This is a genomic window from Paraburkholderia solisilvae, from assembly GCF_902859875.1.
In the GTDB taxonomy this organism is placed as follows: Bacteria; Pseudomonadota; Gammaproteobacteria; order Burkholderiales; family Burkholderiaceae; genus Paraburkholderia; species Paraburkholderia solisilvae.
On record NZ_CADIKF010000083.1, the window covers coordinates 1 to 21,652 of the forward strand.

Genomic DNA, 21,652 nt, shown 5'->3' on the forward strand with positions numbered 1-21,652 from the left:
CAGGCGCCGAGGGCGCGCCGCCGGCGCGCGTGCCGGCCAGCGTGCTGCCGCTTTCTCGCTGGCGGCAACTCGCGCTGCCGCTCAGCATGCTCGGTGCGGCGGTCGGTGTCGCGTTGTTCTACTGGTTCGTGCTGCGGGCGATGTGAGCGCGATGTGAGCGGCCGGCCGGACGTTACTCTTACTCCTACTCTTCCTCTTCCGGGCCGGCCAGGATCTGCAGGTCGGGCAAGCCGTTCGGCGCGACATTCTTCAACAGGTCGAGGAAACTGCGGCCGATCAGCCCGCGCGCGCGTCGCATCAGGATCGGCACCGGGCTCGACGGTTCAGTGCGCTCGTAGTACTCGCAAATTTCATCGAGGCGCCGAATCACGTCGTCGTTTCCCTGGATCTTGCCGGAGTCCGCCCGCACCGCGGGGCTGCTGACAGCCGGCTTGCCGGCGTCGGCGGCAGGCGCTTGCGTGAACCCGGGAAAGCGCTTCGCCGCCTGGCTCTCGACGAACTTCTTCAATTCGCCGATATCGGCATGCAATTGGGTCAGGTCGGGACTCGCGGTGCCGAGCCGTTCGCTCAGCAGCGCGTCGATTGCGCGTATATGGCCGTGCGCGGTCGCGAGCGCCGCCGCCGTCGCGTGCAACTGCGCTTCCGGGCAGTCCATGCAGCAGGCTTCGAGCTCGACGAGGGTGATGAGCGGCGCGTCGGCGGCGGCTTGCGCGACGGGCAAGCCGCCGGTTGCGATGCGCAGGTCGCGCAGCGAAAAGCGGCCGATCCGCGGCGACTGCACGAATGGCGTAGCGCGGAAATAGCCGAGTACGCTTTGCGGATCGCCGAGCGGCATCAGCGCGTTGGCGCGCGCGGTGGGATCGTTGTCGTCATCGGTGTCCAGTTGCGGGTGGACGTCGTCCCAATAGCGTTCGAGCAGACCGTGCACGACCGCGAGGCCTGCGCACCAGCCCGCGAGACCCTGACGGCGCGTCCATGCGGCAAGCAGATGCATGGCGACGCGCAAGTCCTTGCTGCGCGCAAACAGCGCTTGCGCCGCGTGCGCGACCGCGTCCCAGTCGGGCTCTTGTGCAGCCTTGACGCTATCGCCGACCGAACGCTCGGCCGTCGGCGTCGCGATTCGCTCGAGTTCCGCGAAGTCCGGATCGTATTCGAGGTTGGGGCCGGCCGGTGAGGCATCGTCGATGGGGGCAAGCAATTGGCTGAGATCGGATGGCGTCATAGTGGCTCGGCAGGCGGTTGGGCGAAGCATGGAAGACAACAGCTTCCGCTCGCAAGTTATTCCCGCCATCACCGGACAACTTCCATCTGACTCGCGCCGCTCCGTCGGCGATTAACGCGAAGCCGCGCTGGAACCCGACCTCGCGCGATTCGCGTGCGGGCGCCGTTGGGTTCAGATCACCCCGGCGTTGCCCTTTCGATTGCCAACGCGTCATATGTGGCGCGCGGAACGACGGTCATTGCACGCCTGAGCATCAATGTGATGCACGCAAGTGCGTACCATCGGGTCGAGCGCGGCGGGCATCGTCGCGCCGGATGACGATGCCCGCCGCTGCCGCCGTTGCGTTATCAAAGACCGGTGGCGTCGTCCCCCGGACGTTGCGCGAGGTTGCCGGCGCCGGCGCGCGTATCGGCCCAGTAAGGGCTGCGGTTGTAGTACTCGTGAAGCCGCGTGCCCCACGTTGAATCGGCCATCGACGGCCAGTGGTCCTTGTCGAAGCCCGGATCGTCCTTGATGCGCTGCGCCGCAATGTCGACGCGGAAGCATTTCTCGGCGGTATCGAGCGTGAGTGCGGTCCACGGTATGGCGTGCAGCGTCGAACCCATGCCGAGGAAGCCGCCCTCGGACAGCACCGCGTACGCGATGCGGCCGCCGCGCACGTCGAGCATGATGTCGGAAATCTTGCCGACATGTTCTCCATCCGCGGAAATAACCTTGTCGCCGTCGAGCGTCGACGCGGACATCACGTCGGGGCCCGGGCCTTCGCCGACTCCACCACCTACGATTTGTGCGCCTGATCCGGATGCGCGTTGCGGGTCTAGTGTGCTCATCATGTCCTCCCAAGGAACGGTTAGCGGTATGTATCGCGCAATCGCTATACCCGCTGCGACGCTATTCAGGGAGCCATATCGTAGCCGTGGTGCGGGTTACTTGTGCGCGTTCTCGTGCGCGGCCGCCTGACGGGCGCGCGTATCACCATGCAGTGGCTGACGTGCGACGACGTCGGACGTTTTTTGCCGGTCGGCATCGCAATTGACCGGGTCGTGAAAGAGCGGATCGCAAACGGCCGGGTTGCGATTGACCGCGGCGCGTAGCGCGAGCACGCGATCCGGCACGCGCCGGCGCTCGTGCACGCACCACGGCATCCCGCCCAGCAACGCGAGGCTGTCGGCAAGCAGCGTCCGTTCATGCCGAAAGCAGCGGATCGCACGCGCGGTCGCGCGCCAGGCTTCGGCGAGCGGCAGTCTCTGCCAGGCGGTCCATGCGGCGTTGCGCGCCAGCACTCTTCGTTGCAGCGCCCGGTCGCGCACCGGGGAAGGACGGTGCGCGACCACCGCCGCCGGGCTGCGGACGATCGCGTACCCGGCGGATAGCACGTCGAGCGCGACCCGTTCCTCTTCGCCGCCGATAAAGAAGCGCGGTTCGTAGCCGCCTGTCTCGCGGAATACGGATGTTCGCATCACGCATGCGCCCGCCCGATACGTGACGAGGGACGGTCCCGGCAGGCCGGTTCCATCGAATCTGCTCTGCAGCATGACCTCGCCGTCCGGCGCGGTCACGTCCGTTGCGCCGGTTTCGATCCGCGCATTCAGAATGCCGATGTGCGGACAGGCGTCGAGCACGCGAACTGCCTGATCGAGCGAACCGGGTGTCCACTGCGTGTCGTCGTCGCAGAACGCGACGTATTCGGTTTGCACGCAGCCGACGGCCCAGTTGCGTGCCGCCGCGCCGAGATTCGCTTTGCACGGCACGAGCAGCACATCCGGAAACATCACGCCGACCAGCAGGGCGGTGCCATCCTCCGACGCATTGTCCGCGACGATGATGCGCGGACGTTCCGGCAGCGCGCGTAATCGCTTCAACGTATCGAGTAATCGGGCGATGCGGTTGTGCGTCAGGACGACGACAGAGATGCGCGGATTGAACATGATCTCGGGCCGGCGAAAGAGGTGTTTCGGTATCCGCGCGCGACTGATCGCTCGCGGTGGGACTCTACGTCGTTGCAAGCGCAATGCCTGCTCTTTGGCGCCGGTGTGTCAGGAAACGGAGTTCGTTGCGATTCGCGCGTGCTGGCTGGACTCGAAAGCACCGTGGCCGGTCGGGTACGCGGTAGTGGACCAGCAAGACGGAAGTTCTACTGATGCCGCCGGTGTGGAAGATTTAAAACTGCTGACGTTTCAGCCTCACGGTGCATTGAACCTGTTGGTACTGGTCTGCTCCGCAGCAGGAAAGGTCAGGGAATTAACCATACGGGCAAGCGTTTTAGAGCCATGGGACGTTATCTTTGACTTCCCCAAACTACCCAAGTAAGGAAATTTCAATGAAAGACCATGGATCTATTTTTTCCGACCCCGCAAACGCGGAATCGAAAAAAGAAGTTCTTGCAGAGGTGGCGAGGATGGAAGAGAGACGTACTGCGGCGATGAACAGGAACGACGTGTCAGCAATGAGCGAAATGATGCACGAATCGTTGAAATACACGCATTCGAGCGGTCACGTCGACAGCAAGAGTTCGTATGTGGGCAAATTGCGCGAGGGCGATCTCCGCTATGTATTGGTAGAGTCTCATAACGAAGCAATCGAGTTGCTTGAACCCGGTGTCGCAGTTGCCACGGGGAAGATGTCAGGCACCGTACGCATTGCGGGCGCAGAGAAACAAATTGCGGGCAACTATAAGATCAAATGGCGGAAGATCGAAGGGCATTGGTATATGGTCGAAGCAGCGAACGTTTCACTCCCCTCATAGCACGCTCACGCCGACTTACATGCGGTCCATTACCGAATTGGCGCACGACCGTTTTCCGGCGGAAAGCGATCATAGTTCGCTGGTCTGGAGTGGTGTCTAACAGCGGCTGGCCGCTCGACGCGTTTGCGTCGTGATCGCTTCGCCTGCCGATTGCCATCGCGCTTGCGCGCCGCGAAGTGATGCAGGCTGGAAAGGCCGCAGAAATGGCGGGACGTCAGCCTGGCTTCGCGCGGCCGATAGCGCCGATTTTCCGTAAGCTGCTCGAAACACCCGGCAATTTACCTTCGATTGTCCGTCCCAGCGCGGCGGCCCCGCTTCGGATGGTCCAGTGAGATCAGCACACTGGTCAGGATCTCATCTGATAACGCAGCATCGTCCACGGCCCTGGCAAGAATCAGCGCCCCGACCATTGCCGACCACCTGTGAATCGCGACGCGCCGCCGTTCCACTTTCGACCGCCCCGGTACAGCGCGGCTGAGTCGCTCGATCAGGCCGCCAAGCGCTGTACCGACGGCCTCGCGCACGCCGGGCGACAACCGGCTGGCCTCCGCCGCGAGCGCGGCGTACGAGCAGCCGCCGCCTGTATCGTCCCTATGCTCGGGCGTCAAATATTCCCGCGCGAATGCTTCGATCCCGTCATCCGGCACGAATCCCCTGGCCCCTGACTGAAGCATGGCATGCGCAAACACCTGCTCGATCAGATCTTCCTTTGAACTGAAATGATTGTAGAACGCGCCGTGCGTGAGACCCGCCGCGCGCGTGACGTCCGCGACGCCAACGGTCTGACATCCGGACTCGCGCATGAGGCGCGTTGCCGCGGCCAGCAGCCTTCGTCGGTTCTCGACAAGGCGATCTTGACTGATCTTCATTGCCCCTCAGTGCTTGACTGCAATAGTGATGGACATCATCATAGCGAACATAATAATGTTGGTCATCACTATTGCGCAACCAGAACGTTTCGTCCGCCCTTGGTGTGTGGAGGGCGGCAACGTTCGACAATCCACATCCATAGGTTCACGATGAAATTCAATGACACATCCGCACCTTTACCGCCGACGTCCGTCCCTGCTGTCTGGTGGTCACACATGGCGGACGACGCGACCCTCGAGGGTGCGGTCCTCAAACGCCCGGTGCAGGGCCGGGATAACATCGTCGGATTACTCAAACACGCGAAATCGTTATACGACTTTCAGGAATTTATTTATAAGGATTACATATCAAAGAATCTGTTCATGGAATCTTACCGGGCGACCGTCCGGGGAGTGCCGGTCGAGTGCGTGGTGCTCGTACACATGAACGACAACGGCGAAGCGGATTCACTGGTAATCAATCACTTCCCGATTGGCGCCGCTCTACTGTTCGGTCAGTTGATGTGGGAAAAGGTTGGCGACGAGTTTGGAAATCTATATCTGACTCCCGCGGAAACGCAGAGCCTGGAGGCGGTTATTCCCCGTCCGAAACCGGACAATGGTGATGATCGGAGAAAAAGTGGTCCGGCGTAACTTCCGACTCCAGCTCCTTACCTTCCGCATTCACTGATCGGGTGTCCTCGCGAACCGATCACCGGGTAATCGGGTTCGCGGCCTGAACGGCAGTTTCCTGGGCGGAGGCGAGATCTGAACGTCAGGACGACGTCGCGGACGAATGACGCTTCGTGGATAGTCGGAGTCCTATTCAATTAACATGAACCGCTTTCGATACAGTCCATCGGTTCAATCAACGGTCGAAAGAGATCGATGCGTCGGCTTCGAGAGGATTCCTCATCCGATCCAGATAGAAGAGACCGGTGACCAGAACGAGGACGCGGTGTGCCCATCATCGCTCGTCTACAAGCGCACCATCATGCTGGGTCGACATTCCGTCACTCTGCCTGGGCGGGTCGTTTGGCGGCGCAACGGCGGGCGCGCTCAGTCCGATCGCTTTTATCCGTTTGGCCACTTCCTCAGCGATCCTGGCCCCGGTCTGCCTGGCGTTGCCCTCCAGAGCGTGCGCTGCCAATACGTATTTCAAGGCGATCGAGTACACACTCATGCGGCCCACAGGTATGGTCCTGGCAACGTCGCCCAGAGTCGTGCTGCCCTTGGCGCTCGGTGACTTCGTGCCTTTGCCCGCTGTACCGTTGCCACCCGAACTCGCGGCATTCGTATCGGTATCGAATTGCAGCAAGGGGGCCGATTTGATATTGACGGCCAGGTCGTCGACGGTGACGGCAATCTGCATGTCCGTTTGGCCCTTGTTCCCAACCGCTCTCTGCAGCCGGTTTCCTTCATCCACCTGGCGGAAGGAACCGCGGACCACCCAGCCTTCCTGAGCCAAAGGCGCACCCGATGGGATGCGAAGCGCTTTCAAGCCAGCCTTGATCAATCCTTCGGCAATCGATTCTGCCGTCAGGTCGACCAGCTCGTGCGCCTCGTCCTGGGGTGTTTTAGTATCCTCGACAAGCTTCAGGCCGTGGCCTCGATGGGGATCGAGTTTGATTTTACTGGCATCGAGATCGAAATCCATGACATAGACGATAGTCGGCTTCGTTCTTACGTCGGCTGTGGTGTCGTGCACGACATCGACTTTGGTCTTATTCGTGCAGCTGACGAGGCAAACCGCGACGGTGACCGTCAGGATGTATTTTCGCTGGGTAGGCAGTAATAGAAGTTTTCTCACGGTTTGCGACCCAAAGATATCCGGTTGCGGGAGGCGCTCCGACCGCGCGTTCCACGACGCGACCTCGTCCGGATCTTTTACCCTTCCACATTTGCGCGCATGTGCCGAAGGTCACGGTCCCCCGATATGACGTCCGGCCCATGACCGGAAACGGCCTCTCTGGTAAAAGACATGGCTATGAGCCTCACCGTCTATTCACTCTTTCGCATGGCCGGACTGGTCACCTGCGTCGTTTCCGGGGCCTCGACCGTCGCGACGTTCTGGTTCCTGAGGAATGGAGCGGAAAATCTGGCGGAGATTTTTCCAGGCAACATGCTGATCGCCATCGCCGGCCCCCTTGATGCCAATACGCTGCGAGACACGATCGACGTCTGGTTTGCCGTTTCGGCGGTGAGTGTCGGATGTTTTGCCTGGATGTTTCGCTGGATCACGCGCCCGGGAAAGCGGCCGTCGCAGCGGGTCGCCGCCGCGCTGGTCGTGCAGGCCGTCCTCGGCCTTTTCATCAACAAGGATTTTCTGGTGCTGACCTCGATCGAACTGCCGTTCCTCTTCTCGGCCCGCATCGGCGCGATCTGGCTCGCCATCCAGGAAACGCTGTACTGCGTCGTCTCGCTCTCGTTGGCCGTCCACGCGGCGTCGGCCACGACCATCGCCAATGCGTCGGAGATCGTGCATCTGTCGTGGCTCGGCAGTATGTCAATCCAGACGTTCTCCACGCTGACCGCCGTCGCGTGGCACGCCTTTGCCTTCTGTGCCGGATTGCTGGCGGCCTCGGAACAGCGCGGACGGGCCAGATTGGCCAGCGCCCATGCCGAATTGCAGGCGACCCAGCAATTATTGGCCGAGGGTGTACGAACAGCCGAACGGCTGAACATCGCGCGCGATCTGCATGACACCATGGGTCATCACCTGATGGCCCTCAGCCTGCATCTCGAAATTGCTGCCCGCTCCGTGGCGGGCCAGGGCGAGCAGGCTGTCGCCGTGGCCAGGGCGGTATCCCGGCGCCTGACCGAGGAACTGCGCGAAGCGGTCGGCATGATGCGCAGGGTCCATCCGATCGAACTCAGAAGCGCCCTGGAAACCTTGTGCGCGGGTATCCCGGCGCCGCCGGTACGGCTGATCTACGGTGATACCGTCTGCATTCCCGATGTGACGCAGGCCTGCCTGATTTTCCGCAGCGTGCAGGAGGGCGTCAGCAATGCGGTGCGGCATGCCGCGGCCCGTGAAATCGTCGTGCAGGTCGACGCTGACAGGCAGGGGACGGTGGTGATCATCCAGGACGACGGCCGCGGCGGTGCCGGTCTCAAGCGAGGCAATGGCTTGACCGGCATGGGGGAGCGAGTGGCCCTGGAAGGCGGTCGTCTCGATATCGTGACCAGCCACGGCCAGGGAATGGCCTTGCGCCTTTGGCTTCCGTCGAACGGAGGTGGCAAGTGATCCGTCTCGTAGTGGTTGACGACCAGACACTGGTGCGCAGCGGCATCCGGCAATTGCTCGATACGGTGGCAGAGATAGACGTGGTGGCCGAAGCGGCGAGCGCAGAGGAAGCGCTCCGCGTGATCGGCGATGCCGGCCCGGATGTCGTGCTACTGGACGTGCGCATGCCGGGCGGGTCCGGTATCGAGGTTCTGAAGACTCTCAACGGGGCCGGCAGTCTGCCGCCCACCATCCTGCTGACCACCTTCGACGACGACGACGTCCTGCTGGACGGCCTTCGCCACGGCGCCAAGGGATTCCTCCTGAAGGACATCTCGCTTGACCGGCTGGTCGACGCCATCCGTCAGGTGGCGAGCGGTGGCAGTCTGGTGCGACCCGCGATCACGGAACGGGTGGCCGCCGGCGTGCGCGACATCGGTCTCGACTTCGAATGCCTTGGTCAGCCGGATCAGTTGACGCCGCGCGAGATCGAACTGCTGCGCCTGATGGCGGGTGGACTCAGCAACCGCGAGATCGCCGCGGCGTCAGGCACCGCCGAAGGCACGGTCAAAAACCAGGTGTCTAGCATCCTGTCGAAATTAGGCGTGCGCGACCGTGTCCGCGCCGTGCTGAAAGGTATCGAAGCGGGCTATATCTGAACCCGCCCCTCGCTTACGAATACCATTTTCCAGCCTTCCTTTCATGTGAAAGTCGCCAACGACGTGTGCTCCAGCAGCCTCCTGCTTCCGCGGCCGGCAATGTCGTCCTTGATGTTTCGATTGCCTCGACAGCCGAGCCGCCAATTCGCGGCTCCCGCTATCACATCGGCAAGCGGGATAAGCGCGCTTTGTCTGGACGACCTCGCGCGACCCGCGGCGGCGGGCCGACGCGCGCGCCACGCTATTGCCGGTCAGGCAATGCATACGCGATCACATAATCGCCAAGCCTGGTGCCGAACGAGCCGTGTCCACCCGCGGCGATCACGACATACTGCTTGCCGTTTATCGCATACGTCATCGGCGTAGCCTGGCCGCCTGCCGGCAGACGCGCGCGCCACAGCTCGCGGCCGGTATCCGTGCTGTACGCGCGCAGGTAATTGTCCGCGGTCGCGCCGATAAAGAACACGTGCCCCGCGGTCGTCATCGGACCGCCGAGCATCGGCATTCCCATGCGGAACCGCAGCGGCAGCGGCGAGCTGTCGCGCACGGTGCCGATGCGCTTCTTCCACACAATCTGATTCGTGCCCAGATCGAGCGCCGCCACATAACCCCATGCGGGCTCCTTGCACGGCAGCCCGAGCGGCGACAGGAACGGGTTGAGCGTCACGGCGTAAGGCGCGCCGTACTGAGGCTGGATGCCCGCTTCGGTGCCGGTGCCGCTTTGACCCGCAGCCGGCGGTTCGGCCGGATTGTGCGGACCGCGCGCAACGAGCCTCGACACGAAAGGCAGTGCGATCGGGTTCGCTATCGCAATGCGCCGGTCGGTATCGACCGCGATGCCGCCCCACTCGAACATGCCGAGATTGCCCGGGAACACGAGCGTGCCTTGCTCCGAAGGCGGCGTGAACGGGCCTTCGTAGCGCAGGCGATGGAACATCACGCGACACACCAGCTGGTCGTACATCGTCGCACCCCACATGTCCGCGTCCCGCAGATTTTGCGCGGGCCGGAAGGTCAGTTCCGAGAACGGCTGCGTCGCCGACAGCCGGTCGCCCGGCGCGGGCCCCTGCGGCACAGGCTGCTCGGGCGCGGGCACGATCGGCGTGCCGGTGCGGCGATCGAGCACGAACAGGTTGCCGGTCTTCGCCGGCGCGTAGATCGCGGGCACGACGTTGCCGTGCGCATCGGTGATGTCGGCGATGGTCGGTTGCGCGGGCAGGTCCATGTCCCACAGGTCGTGGTGCACGGTCTGATAGAACCATGCGAGCTTGCCGGTCGACGCATGCAGCGCGAGCAGGCCGCTTGCATAACGCTCCTGCTGCGGCGTGCGATTGCCGCCCCAGATATCCGGCGTGCTGACGCCCATCGGCAGATAGACGATATCGAGCTGCGCATCGTATGCGGCCGGCGCCCACGAGTTCGGCGAATTCGGCATGAAGCTGTGCTGATCGTCGGGTATTGCGTTCGGGTCGGCGGCGCCCGGATCGAATGCCCACACGAGCTTGCCGGTTTCGGCGTCGAAACCGCGGATCGCCCCCGACGGTTCCCGCACCGAATAGTTGTCGGTCACCGAGCCGGCGACGACGATCACCTTGTCGGTGACGACAGGCGGCGAGGTCGGTTCATATTGGCCCGCTGTCTTGACGGGCTCGAGGCGTTGCAGATCGAGGTCGCCGTTGTCGCCGAAACCGGCGCAACGCTGACCGGTCGCCGCGTCGAGTTCGAACAGGTGACCATTGTTTACCGGCAGGATCACGCGGCGCGCGCAAGCGGGCAGGGCGGCTTGCGCCTGCGCAGTGGCGGCCGCTTTTGCCGCCGCGGTCTCGTAGTACGACACGCCGCGGCAGGTTACGTGCTGAAAGCTCGGGTCGTCCTTGAGGCCGGGATCGAAGCGCCACTTCTCCTTGCCGCTTGCCGCGTCGAGCGCGAACAGCATCTGGTGCGGCGAACACAGATAAAGGGTGTCGCCGATCTTGATCGGCGTCACTTCGTCGGTGATTTCCACCGGGTCGTTCGGTCCTTTGTGATCGCCGGTTTCGAAGGTCCACGCGACTTGCAGGTTTTTCACGTTCTGCTCGTTGATCTGCGCAAGCGGCGAATAACGTGTGCCGCCCTGCGTGCGGCCGTAGGCGGGCCAGTCCGCGGCGCGCGGATCGGAGGCGGGCGTCGCGGGTGTTACGGATGTTGCTTGTGCGGAGAGCGTGCCGTCGATTTGCTGCGGGTCGTTGAACGACGCATAAACGAGCACCGCCGCGCTCGCGACGAGCCCGGCGACCAGCACGAGCGCGGCCGGCATCGCGGGCCCGGCGAACTGGCGATAGATAAACGGCAGCAGCAGCCAGATACCGAACACGACAAGTACGTCGACGCGCGGCGCCAACGCCCAGAAGTCGGAGCCGGCTTCGGCCACCGCCCAGATCAGTGTGCCGATCAGCAGCAACCCGTACAGCGCGAGCGCCCACCGGTTGCGACGGTGAATGAGCCACGCGACGATCAGCATCACGATGCCGGCCACGCAGTAATACGGCGAGCCGTGCAGCGAGATCAGCCAGATGCCGCCGATCAGCAGGTATACGCCGGAGAGGCCGGCGAAAAGAACGGTCAACCACTGCAGGATGCGCGTTGGGGGCATAGTCGACGCCATGGCTCGAAGTCTCTGTTGGGATTGTTTAGCCACGCACAGGTAGCATTTCGTGTGCCGAATGCTGTCGGACTTCGACCCGGGTCCGTGCCGAAGCCCAGCTTGCTCGCGAGAACCGCGTTGACGCTGATCGTATCGCGCAAGCAGGCGCGTTCGCGAGGATGCGCGATGTCCTCCAGCTTATGCCGCGCCGCGTATCGGGTTGTTATGAAAATGCACGACGTTCTTGCATCGTTACCGGTAGCGGTTGCAACTGCAACGACCCGCACGCGTTGCGGCGCGCCGCAGCACACCGCGGCGCGCGGCGCCGCACATGCCGCCAACTGTGCCGCAGCGCAGCGCGTTTCAGAAGTTGTGCATGATGCCGACATAGGCGCCGGTCTGCGACTCGCCCGGCATCGGGCTCGTACCCGGCTGCGCATCGCGCGGCGTGGCGAACACCGAGAAATTTGAATTCGCGGCATTGCGCACATAGGCAACCGTCGCATACAGAAACGTGCGCGTGCTGAAGTTGTAGGTCGTGCCGAGCGCATACAGCGTCGCGTGTCCGGCGGGGTCGTGGGTGGCATCGCCTTCGCCGTCGCGCACGTGAATATAAAAGCCCGCGGCGGTCACTGCCCAGCGTGCGTTCGCCTGCCAGGTGACGCCTAGCCAGAAATGGTCGGCGCTATCGGCGAGGCCCGCCGGAGTGTCGGGCGCGGCGTAATGCGTATACGTGCCTTGAAACTTGAACTGGTTCACGGTCACGTTGGCGCCGAGAAAGTATTCGCGCGAACTCACGAAGATGTTTTCCATCCGGCCATTCGAGTCGCGCAATTCATCGTAGATGCCGCGCAACGCGACGGCGGATGAATGCCACGTCAGCATGATGCCGTCCGAGCGGCCGAAATCGCCGGGCGGCCCGTTATTGAAGCCGCTCGCCTGGTTGCCGAACGCGTACTGGCCTTGTATGTCGAAGCCGGCGATGACCGGGCTGTGATACTCGATATTGTTGTTGCTTTGCTGCCAGTTGCGCCCGCGCACGAGCGATGCCGACGACACCGCCTGCTGCACGAACGGATCGTACGCCCACACGCCGTCGCTATCGATAAACAGGTTGCGGCCCGCCTGCAACTGGCCCAGTTTCGTGTCGCTAAGGCCGACATACGCACGGCGCGAGAAGAGCCGGCCGCCGCCGGTGGTGCCGTTCATGATCTGTATGGCCGTTTCGAGATCGAAGAGCGCCGTTCGGCCGCCGCCGAGGTCTTCGGTTCCTCGCATCCCGAGCATGCTGGTGCCCCAATCGCCGCCTTCCGCGCTCCAGCGCGTCGCATTCACGCTGGTCGGGGTGACGATATGGTTCAGGTATTCGATGCCGCCATCCACCCGTCCGTACATCTGAACACTCGATTGCGCGTGCGCTGGCCGGCATATCAGCAGGATCGCGATCGCAGCGCAACATGGCCATACGCTCGCCGGCCGGCGGTTATGCGCCGGATGTTGTGCGGGCGCGTACGCCGGCTTCCCGATTCGGCTGTCAGTCATGCTGGATCCTGGATCGTTGGCTATTCGTTGTTGCAACAGGAAACGTGTCGCGGTCGCGACGCAAGCTGCCTAACATTTCGCAGTATCCACTTTGTCAGCTTGGCGCGCCACTATGCGCAGTGACTAACGCAACGGTCAGTCTGGAATCCTGCTGATGCTCTTGTTTCGTCTACGGAAAAAGTGAACCGTCGGGTGCTCGCATCGCCGGGCGCGGTGGCGTGGAGGTAGGGTGAACCCGCAAGCGCAGGGCTGCCATGAGGCTGGACGAACCAGTCGTTTCACCACTACGCGGACTACGCGATGGTGATCTCACGCGGCGAGACCGTGATGCATATCATCGATGCGACCGATGTCGGCGCAGTCACGCTCACACCTCACGCGCGAGCGCAGCGTGACGGCACGCTGGTTTATCCGCAAGCGTGAGGCCGTGCGTCCCGCCGCCGGGCTCGCTCGCGCGGAGATCGAGGCCGGGCGAGTCGAACAACAACCGACGCGCAGCGGCGACGGCAGCGCAGGCTTCTGCGTTGTCGTCCGCACGGGTTTGCTCAGGTTCGTTGCTCATCGAAGTATCGGTTTTCTTAGCAGAGGTTCGTCGGGAAATCCGGCTTGCGCACGCGCATAGGACGTTTGGCGAATCGGTGCGCGTCGCCTCGCGCTTTGCCGGGCCGCTAGTAAGACGCATGCGTGCGCGGCGATGGCTGCCGGTCATGCACGCGCTCCGTCTTGCCCCGTTCCCGCACCCGCATGATGGTCTGTCGCGTGGTGTTGAATTCGCGCGCAATCGCGGAGAGCGATTCGCCGTTCGCCAGTCGTTTGCACACCAGTGCCTGCTCGTCGGGATCAATGCATGTGGCTTCTCGTCGATACGTCCGCCGTGCTCGCGATGGTTCGCGCGATGTGGCTGAACTGCCGCAGATGGCATACGGTTCGAAGCAGCTATGACGAGATGCTGGACGAACTCGAGCGCATTGCGCTCACGCATCTGCGGATGCTGGACGACGGCATCGACGCGCCCGAAGCGCTTGACCGCAAGTTCATGGAATTCGCCGGGCGGATCGACGCACGCATTCGCGAAGCTTTTCAGGCCGTGTCAGAAACTGACAGTTAAGACCCGAACCGGTGGGTGACAATTGCCCCATGTCGCGGCATCGATTTCGACCCGCCGCGTTGGGCAAGCGTCGACCGGCGTGACGTTTATGCGAAATGCCTGAAAGACCGCCGAATGAAATTCAGCATCGAAAGGTCAAGAAAGCGTGAGCCCCTCCGTTAACCCGTAACGTCGCCGCGACTTCCGACATTCCGTCATTGCATCGAAGCCCAAGAAATCGTCGCAGTCGTGATGTCGTCCGGCCGATACAGATTCTCTCCGTTGTCACTGCATCGAACCATACGAAATGCACGCTCCTTTGCGCGCGTCTAAAGAAAGTCAAATGCAAGGGCAGGCGTCCGCCACACAGCGCGGGGCGCCGGCCAGTATCGGGGTTTTCATGGATCAGTTCGTCCGTCTCAATCTGCTCGGATCCTCAGCGGTGCTGAGCGTGGTGAAGCGTCAAATCGAAAAGATCGCCGGCGTCGATGTGCCGGTGACGGTGCTGGGCGAGACCGGCACCGGCAAGGAACTCGCGGTGCGAGCGATTCACTATCTGAGCGCGCGGCGCGCGCAGCCGTTCGTGCCGGTGAACTGCGGCGCGTTGCCCGAGTCGCTGATCGAAAGCGAGTTATTCGGCCACGAGCGCGGTGCGTTTACCGACGCGAAATCGGAAAGCCGCGGGCTGATTGCGGAAGCCGCGAACGGCACGCTTTTTCTCGATGAAGTCGACGCGCTCGGCCTGAAAGCGCAAGCCGCGTTGCTACGCTTCCTGCAGGACGGCACCTACCGCCGCGTCGGCGGCTCGGCGACCCGGCACGCGGATGTGCGCGTGGTCGTCGCGACCAATGCGAATCTGCTCGAACTCACGGAAGCACGGCGCTTCCGTCGCGATCTGCTGTACCGGCTCGATGTGGTCTCGCTGCGCATTCCGTCGTTGCGCGAACGAGGCGACGACGCGATCGAGCTTGCATCGATTTTCCTCGACCGCCTGAGAATTCGCTACACTAAGCCGGAGATGCATTTTCATTCCGCATCGCTTACCTATCTGCGCAACCACAGTTGGCCGGGTAATGTCCGCGAGCTGGAAAACGCGGTTCACCGGGCCTTTTTGATGAGCGATGACGATGTGGTCAGGCTGGGCGATGCCGCACACTCTCCCGATCCGTCGAACCCGACAGATCCGCTTCCTGCCCGGTCGTTCAAGGCCGCGAGAGCCGAAGCCATCGCACGCTTCGAAGTCGACTATCTGCGCCGGCTGCTCGCCGAATCCAAAGGCAATCTGTCGCTTGCCGCGCGCATGGCCGGCCAGGAGCGCAGCGCATTCGGCAAGCTCGTGCGCCGGCATGGGCTCGTCAGAGACCGCTCGAACTAGCGTCGGTGCGGCCCGCATGCCGGTTTCGAGCCGGTCGATCCTATGAATGACGACATCGTGAGCGCGGCTGCCGCGCGTATCGTGCGCTATCTGCACGATCACCCGGGCGCGGCGGATACCGTCGAAGGCGTGCACTACGTCTGGATCGGCGACCCGGCGCTTGCCATCTCCATCGACATCACCCAGGCCGCGCTCGAATACCTGCTCGCGCGCGGCAAGGTCGCGTGCGTGCGCACGGCGCACAGGCAACTGTGGCGCTTGCCCGCGGACCACAACGGCTGACGCCGATTTCACCCGAGCATTCAGACACCCAGTGGGGCAAGTTGCACCCACCCACCATCAGCCAGGCTTCGAGCCGCGCACCGCATGACCGCATAAGCGCAGGCGGGCGCGTCGCCCGCTTGCCGCGCTGAGTCAAAAGCCACCCGCCTGCATATCGTTCGAGTGCGTCGCGCACTCGCCGAACCGCTTGTGCCGCAATGATCGCGGGCCGATCGCGAGTGCCTGGCACAAAGCTTGAATAGGCAGTGCACCGGGGAAGCACATGAGCGAGCCTTGAACTCGTCCGTCTTCTCTTTCCAATCCGAATGAAGCGAGGCGATGCAAATGAGTTTTAGCGAAGACGACAAGGTTCAACAGAAGTTGACCCGCGTGCGACCGCCGCGGGTCAAGATCACCTACGAGGTCGAAACGGGCGGGGCGATGCGTGCAGTCGAGCTGCCGTTTATCGTCGGCATCTTTGCCAACCTGGCCGGCGACGCAGGCGCCGCGGACATGCCGATGCCGTACAAGCAGCGGCAACTGATCGAGATCGATCGCGACAATATCCAGGATGTGATGAAGGCATCCGGCGCGAGCGTCGATCTGGCGAAGGTGCCGCTGCCACCCGAAACACCGGACGGCAAGCCGCAGCGCGATGCGACGAAGCTGACCTTCGGTACGCTCGACGATTTTTCGCCGCTCGCAGTCGTGCGCCGTGTGCCGCGTCTGCTGGCGCGCAACGATGCGCGCGCCAAGGTGCGCGGCCTGCAGGCCCGTGCCGAAATCGACGATGCGCTCGCCAACGTGCTCGACCGGATCTGCGAACCGGACCAGGCTGCGCTGCGTGCCGCGATCGTCGCGCGCTACGGGGACGGCGCCGACGCCAGTGCGTACAGCGAACCGGACCGATGGGCGGCACTCGATATCCAGCCGGCGCCGGCTGCGCAACTCGTTGTTGCCGAAGCGCTGAGCGCCGACAACGTGCTCGCGCAACTGCTCGGCCGCCTCGTCATCACGCAGCCGGCGGACGGCGAAGCGGCGCCGGCCGAAGGGACCGCGGCGCCTGCCGACTGGCAGGACGCGCGTGTGACGCTCGGCCATTTCAGCAACGCGGTGCTGGCGGTATCGGATGCGGATATGACCGCGACCCGCAAGCATGCCGCGCAGTGGATAGACGGCGCGGTGGTGAAGATCGACCAGTATCTGAGCACGAATGTCGATGCGATCCTGCATGCACCGTCGTTCCAGAAGCTGGAGGCGACGTGGCGCAGTTTGTCGGGCCTCGTCGCGAACAGCGAGACCGGCACGATGCTCAAGCTCAAGGTGTTCAACACGCGCCGCGAGGAATTGCAGAACGATCTGGAAACCGCCGTCGAGTTCGATCAGAGCACGATGTTCAAGCTGATCTACGAGGCCGAATACGGCACGTATGGCGGCAACCCGTACAGCGTGCTGCTGGTCGACTTCCCGATCTCGAACAGCGCGGTGGACATCGAGTTCCTCGGCAAGCTGACTCAGGTTGCGGCGGCCGCCCATGCGCCGCTGCTCGCCGGGGTCGATGCATCGATGTTCGGTCTGAAAGACTTCTCGCAGCTGGCCAAACCGCGCGACCTGCAGAAAATCTTCGAAGGCGCCGCATGGATTCCGTTCAACGAATTCCGCCAGACCGAAGACTCGCGCTACGCGACGCTCGTGCTGCCGCGGCTGCTGCTGCGCTTGCCGTACGACTACACGGTGTCGCCGGTCGGCTTCAACTACATCGAAGACATCTCGTCCGACCAGCATCGTCCGTCGACCGACCCCGGCAATCCGGAGGCGGATGAAGTCGGCTCGAAAACCGTCAATATCGATTGGGATGCGCAGTTCCTGTGGGGCAACCCCGCTTATGCGCTTGCCCAACGCATCACCAACGCGTTTTCGCTATACGGCTGGACTGCGGCGATTCGCGGCGAAGAGGGCGGCGGCATGGTCGACGGCCTGCCGCTTTACCAGTACCGCACCGACCGCGGCTCGGAAGTGCTGTTCTGCCCGACCGAAGTCGCGATTACGGACCGCCGCGAAAAGGAGCTGAGCGACCTCGGCTTTATCTCGCTGTGCCATTGCAAGGGTTCGTCGCGCGCGGTGTTCTTCGGCGGCCAGACGGTCAACCGTCCTATCACGTATCTCTCCGACGAAGCGAACGCGAATGCGCAACTCTCCGCGCGTCTGCCGTACATGCTCGCCGCGTCGCGCTTCGCGCACTACGTGAAGGTGATCATGCGCAAGAAGATCGGCGGCTTCCTCACGCGGGGCAACGTCGAGGCGCTGCTCAACACGTGGATTACGCAGTACGTGCTGCTCGACGACAACGCGACCCAGGAAGTGAAGGCCAGTTATCCGCTGCGCTCCGCGCAGATCGTCGTGACCGACGTGCCGGGAAGTCCCGGCGCCTATAAGGCGACGATGTTCCTGAAGCCGCACTTCCAGCTCGAGGAACTGACCACATCGATCCGTCTCGTGGCGGAACTGCCGGCGTCATAACCGGACATTCGACAATCACAAGGAATAGCGATGGATCTGATTTTGTTGCAACCGGGAAACTCCGACATCTTCGGCAGCCCGAACGACTGGAAAAACGGCGGAAGTCTGATCGACAGCGAATGGCGCGACGAAGTGCTCAAGCTCGGACAGTGTCTGGAGCTCGTGTCGGTGCACCACGGCATGAAGCAGCAGGTGACGACCGACGTCAGCAACTCGGCGCGCACCTCCGGCCGGCCGATCATCACGGAATTCACCTGCGTCAAGTACGTCGACAAGACGTCGGTGAAGCTCTATGACCACTGCTTGCGTGCGAAGACGCTCGACAGCGACACGAAGTCGCCGACGCGCATCTATATCGCGCGCAATTCGGGGGATTTCACCGGCAACGTGGTCACCATGCAGTTGCGCGATGCGCTGATCACGGAGATCCAGTTCCAGTCGCACCCGGACGATATGCCGACCGAACAGTTCAAGCTCAGTTTCACCGAGATTCTATGGACCTACACGGTGCAGAACGCGCAGCTCGGCGAGGCGGGCAACTTCGCCGCCGGCTGGAGTATCGCGCGCAACCGGCCGATCGGGCAATTCACGACCTGAGCGCGGCGCGTGCCGCCGCACCGGTTTTTTTCAGGCTTTTCCTCGCGGACCCGTTCATGCGCTTTCTGTTCGAACGTCTTACCAACCACGCGCCGCTCGAGCACGGTGCGCCGGATCGCGGCGCGCTCGCGAACGCGGTGACCTCGCAGATCCAGCGGATCGTTGCGACGCGGCCGCGCGCGCCGGGCGATCCGAACGATCTGCTGGCGTTCGGCATGCTCAACGCGGTCGACGTGTCGGGCAATGGAACGGTCGCGCTGCAGCGCTACGCGGCGCGGCTCACGCAGATGATCGAGCGCTTCGAGCCGCGTCTGGCGAATGTCGAGATCACGCTGGTGCCGGGGCGCAATCCGTTGATGCCGGCACGGCTGCGCGTCGCAGGGTTGCTGCGCAATAGCCTGGATGCGGGCGGGCCGCAGTCGTTGTCGGTGGTGCTCGATACGGCGGCCGGCGTCGAAAGCGTGGAGCCGCTGTGACGACGACGCACGAATCGACGCTCGCGGATTACTTCAACACCGAGCTTGCCGCGCTGCGCGCGGACGCCGCGGTGTTCGCGCAAAGCTTTCCGGCGGCGGCCGGCGCGCTCGGCTTGAACCGCGGTCGCTCGACCGATCCGCAGGTCGAACTGCTGGTGCAATCGTTCGCGTTTCTCGCGGGCCGGCTGCGCTATCAGCTCGACCTCGGCGAAGCGGCGATGCCGAACGCGCTGACGGATTATCTCTATCCGCATCTGAGCGCACCGGTTCCGTCGATGACGGTGGCCGCGCTCGATGTGAAACCCGATGGCGCGAACTTTGCGAAACGCCAGGTGCTCGAGCGCGGGCGCATGTTCACCGCGAACGGGCGCGACGTGCGCGGCAATCCGGTGGTATGCCGCTTTACGAGCGGCTACGACACGCCGCTCGTGCCGCTGCAGGTCGACTCGATTCGCCTGTTCGTGCCCGACGACGGTCTGCTCGACGACGCGGTGTGGTCCGATCCGGACCTGCGCTCGGTGCTCTGCGTGAGACTGCGCCGCGCCGGCGGGGGCACGCTGCAAGGTCTGCGGCTCGAGCGGCTCGGCTTCTTTCTGAATTGCGCGCCGCATGAGATCCGCACGTTCTACGAGCCGCTTTCTATCTCGCTCGGCAAGATCGTCGTGCAGCCGCTCGACGATGCGGGCTGCCCGGCCGGCGCGCAGCAGGTGTTGCCGCGCGAGGCGTTGAAGTGGCGCGGCTTTGCGGAAGACGAAGCGCTGCTGGTGGCGAACGATACGACGCATCCGGGCTACCGGCTGCTGCAGGAGTACTTCGCGTTTCCCGAGAAATTCCTCTTTTTCGATGTCGAAGGTATCGCGCCGTGTCCGAACGCGACCGCGTTCGACCTGATGTTCGTCGGCCGTCAACCGGTCGACACGGTGACCACGCTGCCGAGCGACCGGCTGCTGCTCAACTGCGTGCCGCTCGTGAACCTGTTTTCGCAGCGGCTCGAGCCGCTTGCGCTCGACCACACGCGCTACGAATACCGGCTGCAGGGCGATGCCGCCAATCATCGCTACTGCGAGGTCTATGCGCTGACCGAGCTCTATTCGACGCGTCCCGGCGAGCCGCCGCGCGCGATTGCGCCGTACTTTTCGATGGACGATTTCCGGCGGCTGCATGCACAGGACTATTTCTATCTGACGCGGCGCGAAGAGGTGCAGTTGGGCCACATGCAGGGAACCGACCTGTATGTGTCGTTTCTCGATGCGACCTTTACGTTGGCGCGTCCCGCGGACGAAACCATCGGCGGCAGCGCGCTGTGCACGAACCGCAACCTGCCCGAGCAATTGCGGGTGGGCGACATGCTGCGGCTCGAAGGGGCGGGTCCGCTGAACGGCGCGCGCGTCGCGACACCGGTGACCGCGCATCAGACGCCGCGTCTGATCGGCGCGCGGCCGTGGGCGCTCGCCTCGCAGCTGGCGCTGAACCGCCTGTCGCTTGCCGAAGGGCCGCACGCGCTTGCGGCGCTGAAGGATCAGTTGAAGCAGCACGTCGGCAGCCGCGGCGAACAGGGCTTCAAGCAGATCGACGGGATTCGCGAGGCGCGCGCGACGCGCATCGTCGGGCGCAGCGGACACGATGCGTGGCGCGGCTTCGTCGACGGGCTGATGGTCGATCTGCTGCTCGACCGGAGCAGTTTTGCCGAAAGCAGCGTGGTGCTGTTCGGCGAGGTGATGCGGCGTTTCTTCGCGTTGCATGCCGCGATCAACGCGGGGGTTGCGCTGCGTATCAGCGTCAATGACGTCAAGGGAGCCTTGCACGAATGGCCGCTTATGGTCGGCGCTCAGCCGCTTCTGTAGAAGAGCTGATTTTCGGCGCACCCGGACGCATCGACGTATTCCAGCTGGTCCGGCTGCTGCGCATGCGCGATCGCAGCGCGGCCGGCACGCACGCGCGGCGGCAGGGCTTTGCGGAGCATCTGCGCTTTCGCGCGGACCTGTCGGCGCGATTTCCGGGCGAGGAAGTGACGCGCTGCCAGCCGGTTGCGGGAGCGTCTGGGGCGTTTGGGGAAGTCGGTGCGCACGGTGTGCCTCGGGCGTTTGGTGCGTCTGGTGCGTCCGGTGTGGACGATGGTCGCGGCATGGTCGAGATCGGGACACCGAACTATTGCGTTGCGAGCGAACTCGGGCCATTGCCGGAGCCGTTCCTCGAATGGGTGCGCGACCGCCTGCGCGACGACGATGGCACGTTTGCCGCGTTTCTGGATGTGTTCAATCACCGGCTTCATGTGCTGCGTCATCGGTTGAAGGCCGGCCAGGAATTCGCGCTGGACGACGCGCTGCCGCAACACACGCGTCAGGCGCATTTTCTCGCGAGCATCGCGGGCATTGCGTCGCGCGGCGCCGACGCGCAGATCATGCTGCCGCGCCGCGCATGGCTCGGCATCGCGGCCACGCTGGCCGACACGCGGCGCAGCGGCGCCGGC

General features: G+C 63.6%; 21 protein-coding genes. 13 read left to right on the top strand and 8 right to left on the bottom strand.

Annotated features, from left to right (window positions below; all coding sequences use genetic code 11):
- Positions 1 to 184: 184 nt before the first annotated feature.
- From tssA to HV675_RS30605, 3 genes are all read right to left on the bottom strand, one after another.
- Entirely contained in the window at positions 185 to 1,222 is a 1,038-nt protein-coding gene (gene tssA, locus HV675_RS30595) for a type VI secretion system protein TssA (RefSeq protein WP_175115202.1), read from the bottom strand.
- Positions 1,223 to 1,569: 347 nt separating this feature from the next.
- Positions 1,570 to 2,052: a PRC-barrel domain-containing protein gene (locus tag HV675_RS30600; protein ID WP_175115203.1), complete on the bottom strand. Its 483-nt coding sequence runs from the start codon at positions 2,050 to 2,052 to the stop codon at positions 1,570 to 1,572.
- 96 nt (positions 2,053 to 2,148) lie between these two features.
- A complete protein-coding gene (locus tag HV675_RS30605; protein WP_175115204.1) occupies positions 2,149 to 3,150 on the bottom strand; it encodes a glycosyltransferase family 2 protein in 1,002 nt (333 codons plus the stop codon).
- A gap of 392 nt (positions 3,151 to 3,542) precedes the next feature.
- Here HV675_RS30605 and HV675_RS30610 point away from each other — a divergent pair, with 392 nt between their 5' ends.
- Positions 3,543 to 3,968 carry a nuclear transport factor 2 family protein gene (locus HV675_RS30610; protein WP_175115205.1) on the top strand — a complete coding sequence of 142 codons (426 nt, stop codon included), beginning with the start codon at positions 3,543 to 3,545 and terminating at the stop codon, positions 3,966 to 3,968.
- A gap of 278 nt (positions 3,969 to 4,246) precedes the next feature.
- Here the strand turns inward: HV675_RS30610 and HV675_RS30615 are convergent, their stop codons facing one another.
- The gene (locus HV675_RS30615) at positions 4,247 to 4,837 is read right to left on the bottom strand and encodes a TetR/AcrR family transcriptional regulator (RefSeq protein ID WP_175115206.1); all 591 of its coding nucleotides are present in this window, start codon (positions 4,835 to 4,837) and stop codon (positions 4,247 to 4,249) included.
- Positions 4,838 to 5,053: 216 nt separating this feature from the next.
- Between HV675_RS30615 and HV675_RS30620 the strand changes: the two genes are divergently transcribed.
- Positions 5,054 to 5,470 carry a hypothetical protein gene (locus HV675_RS30620; protein WP_175115207.1) on the top strand — a complete coding sequence of 139 codons (417 nt, stop codon included), beginning with the start codon at positions 5,054 to 5,056 and terminating at the stop codon, positions 5,468 to 5,470.
- 313 nt (positions 5,471 to 5,783) lie between these two features.
- On the opposite strand, the gene HV675_RS30625 is transcribed toward HV675_RS30620, so the two are convergent.
- Complete coding sequence (locus tag HV675_RS30625; protein ID WP_175115208.1) at positions 5,784 to 6,626, bottom strand: DUF4410 domain-containing protein; 843 nt, start codon at positions 6,624 to 6,626, stop codon at positions 5,784 to 5,786.
- Between the two features lie 177 nt (positions 6,627 to 6,803).
- On the opposite strand from HV675_RS30625, the gene HV675_RS30630 reads away from it, so the two are divergent.
- Positions 6,804 to 8,063: a sensor histidine kinase gene (locus HV675_RS30630; RefSeq protein ID WP_175115209.1), complete on the top strand. Its 1,260-nt coding sequence runs from the start codon at positions 6,804 to 6,806 to the stop codon at positions 8,061 to 8,063.
- Positions 8,060 to 8,701 (top strand): response regulator, encoded by a 642-nt coding sequence (locus HV675_RS30635; protein WP_175115210.1) that lies wholly within the window; start codon positions 8,060 to 8,062, stop codon positions 8,699 to 8,701. Before HV675_RS30630 ends, HV675_RS30635 begins: the two co-directional genes overlap by 4 nt.
- A gap of 241 nt (positions 8,702 to 8,942) precedes the next feature.
- Here HV675_RS30635 and HV675_RS30640 read toward each other — a convergent pair whose 3' ends face one another.
- Together HV675_RS30640 and HV675_RS30645 are read right to left on the bottom strand one after the other, a co-directional pair.
- Positions 8,943 to 11,333, bottom strand: coding sequence for a glucose/quinate/shikimate family membrane-bound PQQ-dependent dehydrogenase (locus HV675_RS30640; protein WP_246270653.1), 2,391 nt, complete (start codon positions 11,331 to 11,333; stop codon positions 8,943 to 8,945).
- A gap of 354 nt (positions 11,334 to 11,687) precedes the next feature.
- On the bottom strand, positions 11,688 to 12,866 hold the full coding sequence (locus HV675_RS30645; RefSeq protein ID WP_175115212.1) for a porin: 1,179 nt from the start codon (positions 12,864 to 12,866) through the stop codon (positions 11,688 to 11,690).
- A 300-nt stretch (positions 12,867 to 13,166) separates the two neighbouring features.
- Here HV675_RS30645 and HV675_RS32830 point away from each other — a divergent pair, with 300 nt between their 5' ends.
- Positions 13,167 to 13,289 carry a hypothetical protein gene (locus HV675_RS32830; protein WP_281364184.1) on the top strand — a complete coding sequence of 41 codons (123 nt, stop codon included), beginning with the start codon at positions 13,167 to 13,169 and terminating at the stop codon, positions 13,287 to 13,289.
- Between the two features lie 245 nt (positions 13,290 to 13,534).
- Here the strand turns inward: HV675_RS32830 and HV675_RS32835 are convergent, their stop codons facing one another.
- Positions 13,535 to 13,783 (bottom strand): helix-turn-helix domain-containing protein, encoded by a 249-nt coding sequence (locus HV675_RS32835; RefSeq protein ID WP_175115221.1) that lies wholly within the window; start codon positions 13,781 to 13,783, stop codon positions 13,535 to 13,537.
- On the opposite strand from HV675_RS32835, the gene HV675_RS30655 reads away from it, so the two are divergent.
- From HV675_RS30655 to HV675_RS30690, 8 genes are all read left to right on the top strand, one after another.
- Positions 13,714 to 13,974: a hypothetical protein gene (locus HV675_RS30655; protein ID WP_175115213.1), complete on the top strand. Its 261-nt coding sequence runs from the start codon at positions 13,714 to 13,716 to the stop codon at positions 13,972 to 13,974. The two genes, HV675_RS32835 and HV675_RS30655, sit on opposite strands and share 70 nt — an antisense overlap.
- A gap of 379 nt (positions 13,975 to 14,353) precedes the next feature.
- On the top strand, positions 14,354 to 15,328 hold the full coding sequence (locus tag HV675_RS30660) for a sigma-54 interaction domain-containing protein (RefSeq protein WP_175115214.1): 975 nt from the start codon (positions 14,354 to 14,356) through the stop codon (positions 15,326 to 15,328).
- 42 nt (positions 15,329 to 15,370) lie between these two features.
- Positions 15,371 to 15,610, top strand: a complete 240-nt coding sequence (locus HV675_RS30665; RefSeq protein WP_175115215.1) for a hypothetical protein — start codon at positions 15,371 to 15,373, stop codon at positions 15,608 to 15,610.
- A 324-nt stretch (positions 15,611 to 15,934) separates the two neighbouring features.
- On the top strand, positions 15,935 to 18,109 hold the full coding sequence (tssC, locus tag HV675_RS30670; protein WP_175115216.1) for a type VI secretion system contractile sheath large subunit: 2,175 nt from the start codon (positions 15,935 to 15,937) through the stop codon (positions 18,107 to 18,109).
- 30 nt (positions 18,110 to 18,139) lie between these two features.
- A complete protein-coding gene (locus HV675_RS30675) occupies positions 18,140 to 18,706 on the top strand; it encodes an Hcp family type VI secretion system effector (RefSeq protein ID WP_175115217.1) in 567 nt (188 codons plus the stop codon).
- Positions 18,707 to 18,762: 56 nt separating this feature from the next.
- Positions 18,763 to 19,182, top strand: a complete 420-nt coding sequence (locus tag HV675_RS30680) for a GPW/gp25 family protein (protein ID WP_175115218.1) — start codon at positions 18,763 to 18,765, stop codon at positions 19,180 to 19,182.
- Positions 19,179 to 21,026: a type VI secretion system baseplate subunit TssF gene (gene tssF / locus HV675_RS30685; protein WP_175115219.1), complete on the top strand. Its 1,848-nt coding sequence runs from the start codon at positions 19,179 to 19,181 to the stop codon at positions 21,024 to 21,026. Before HV675_RS30680 ends, tssF begins: the two co-directional genes overlap by 4 nt.
- Positions 20,990 to 21,652 (top strand): type VI secretion system baseplate subunit TssG (locus tag HV675_RS30690; RefSeq protein WP_175115220.1); only part of this gene is annotated, 663 nt, incomplete at its 3' end. The genes tssF and HV675_RS30690, both read left to right, overlap by 37 nt.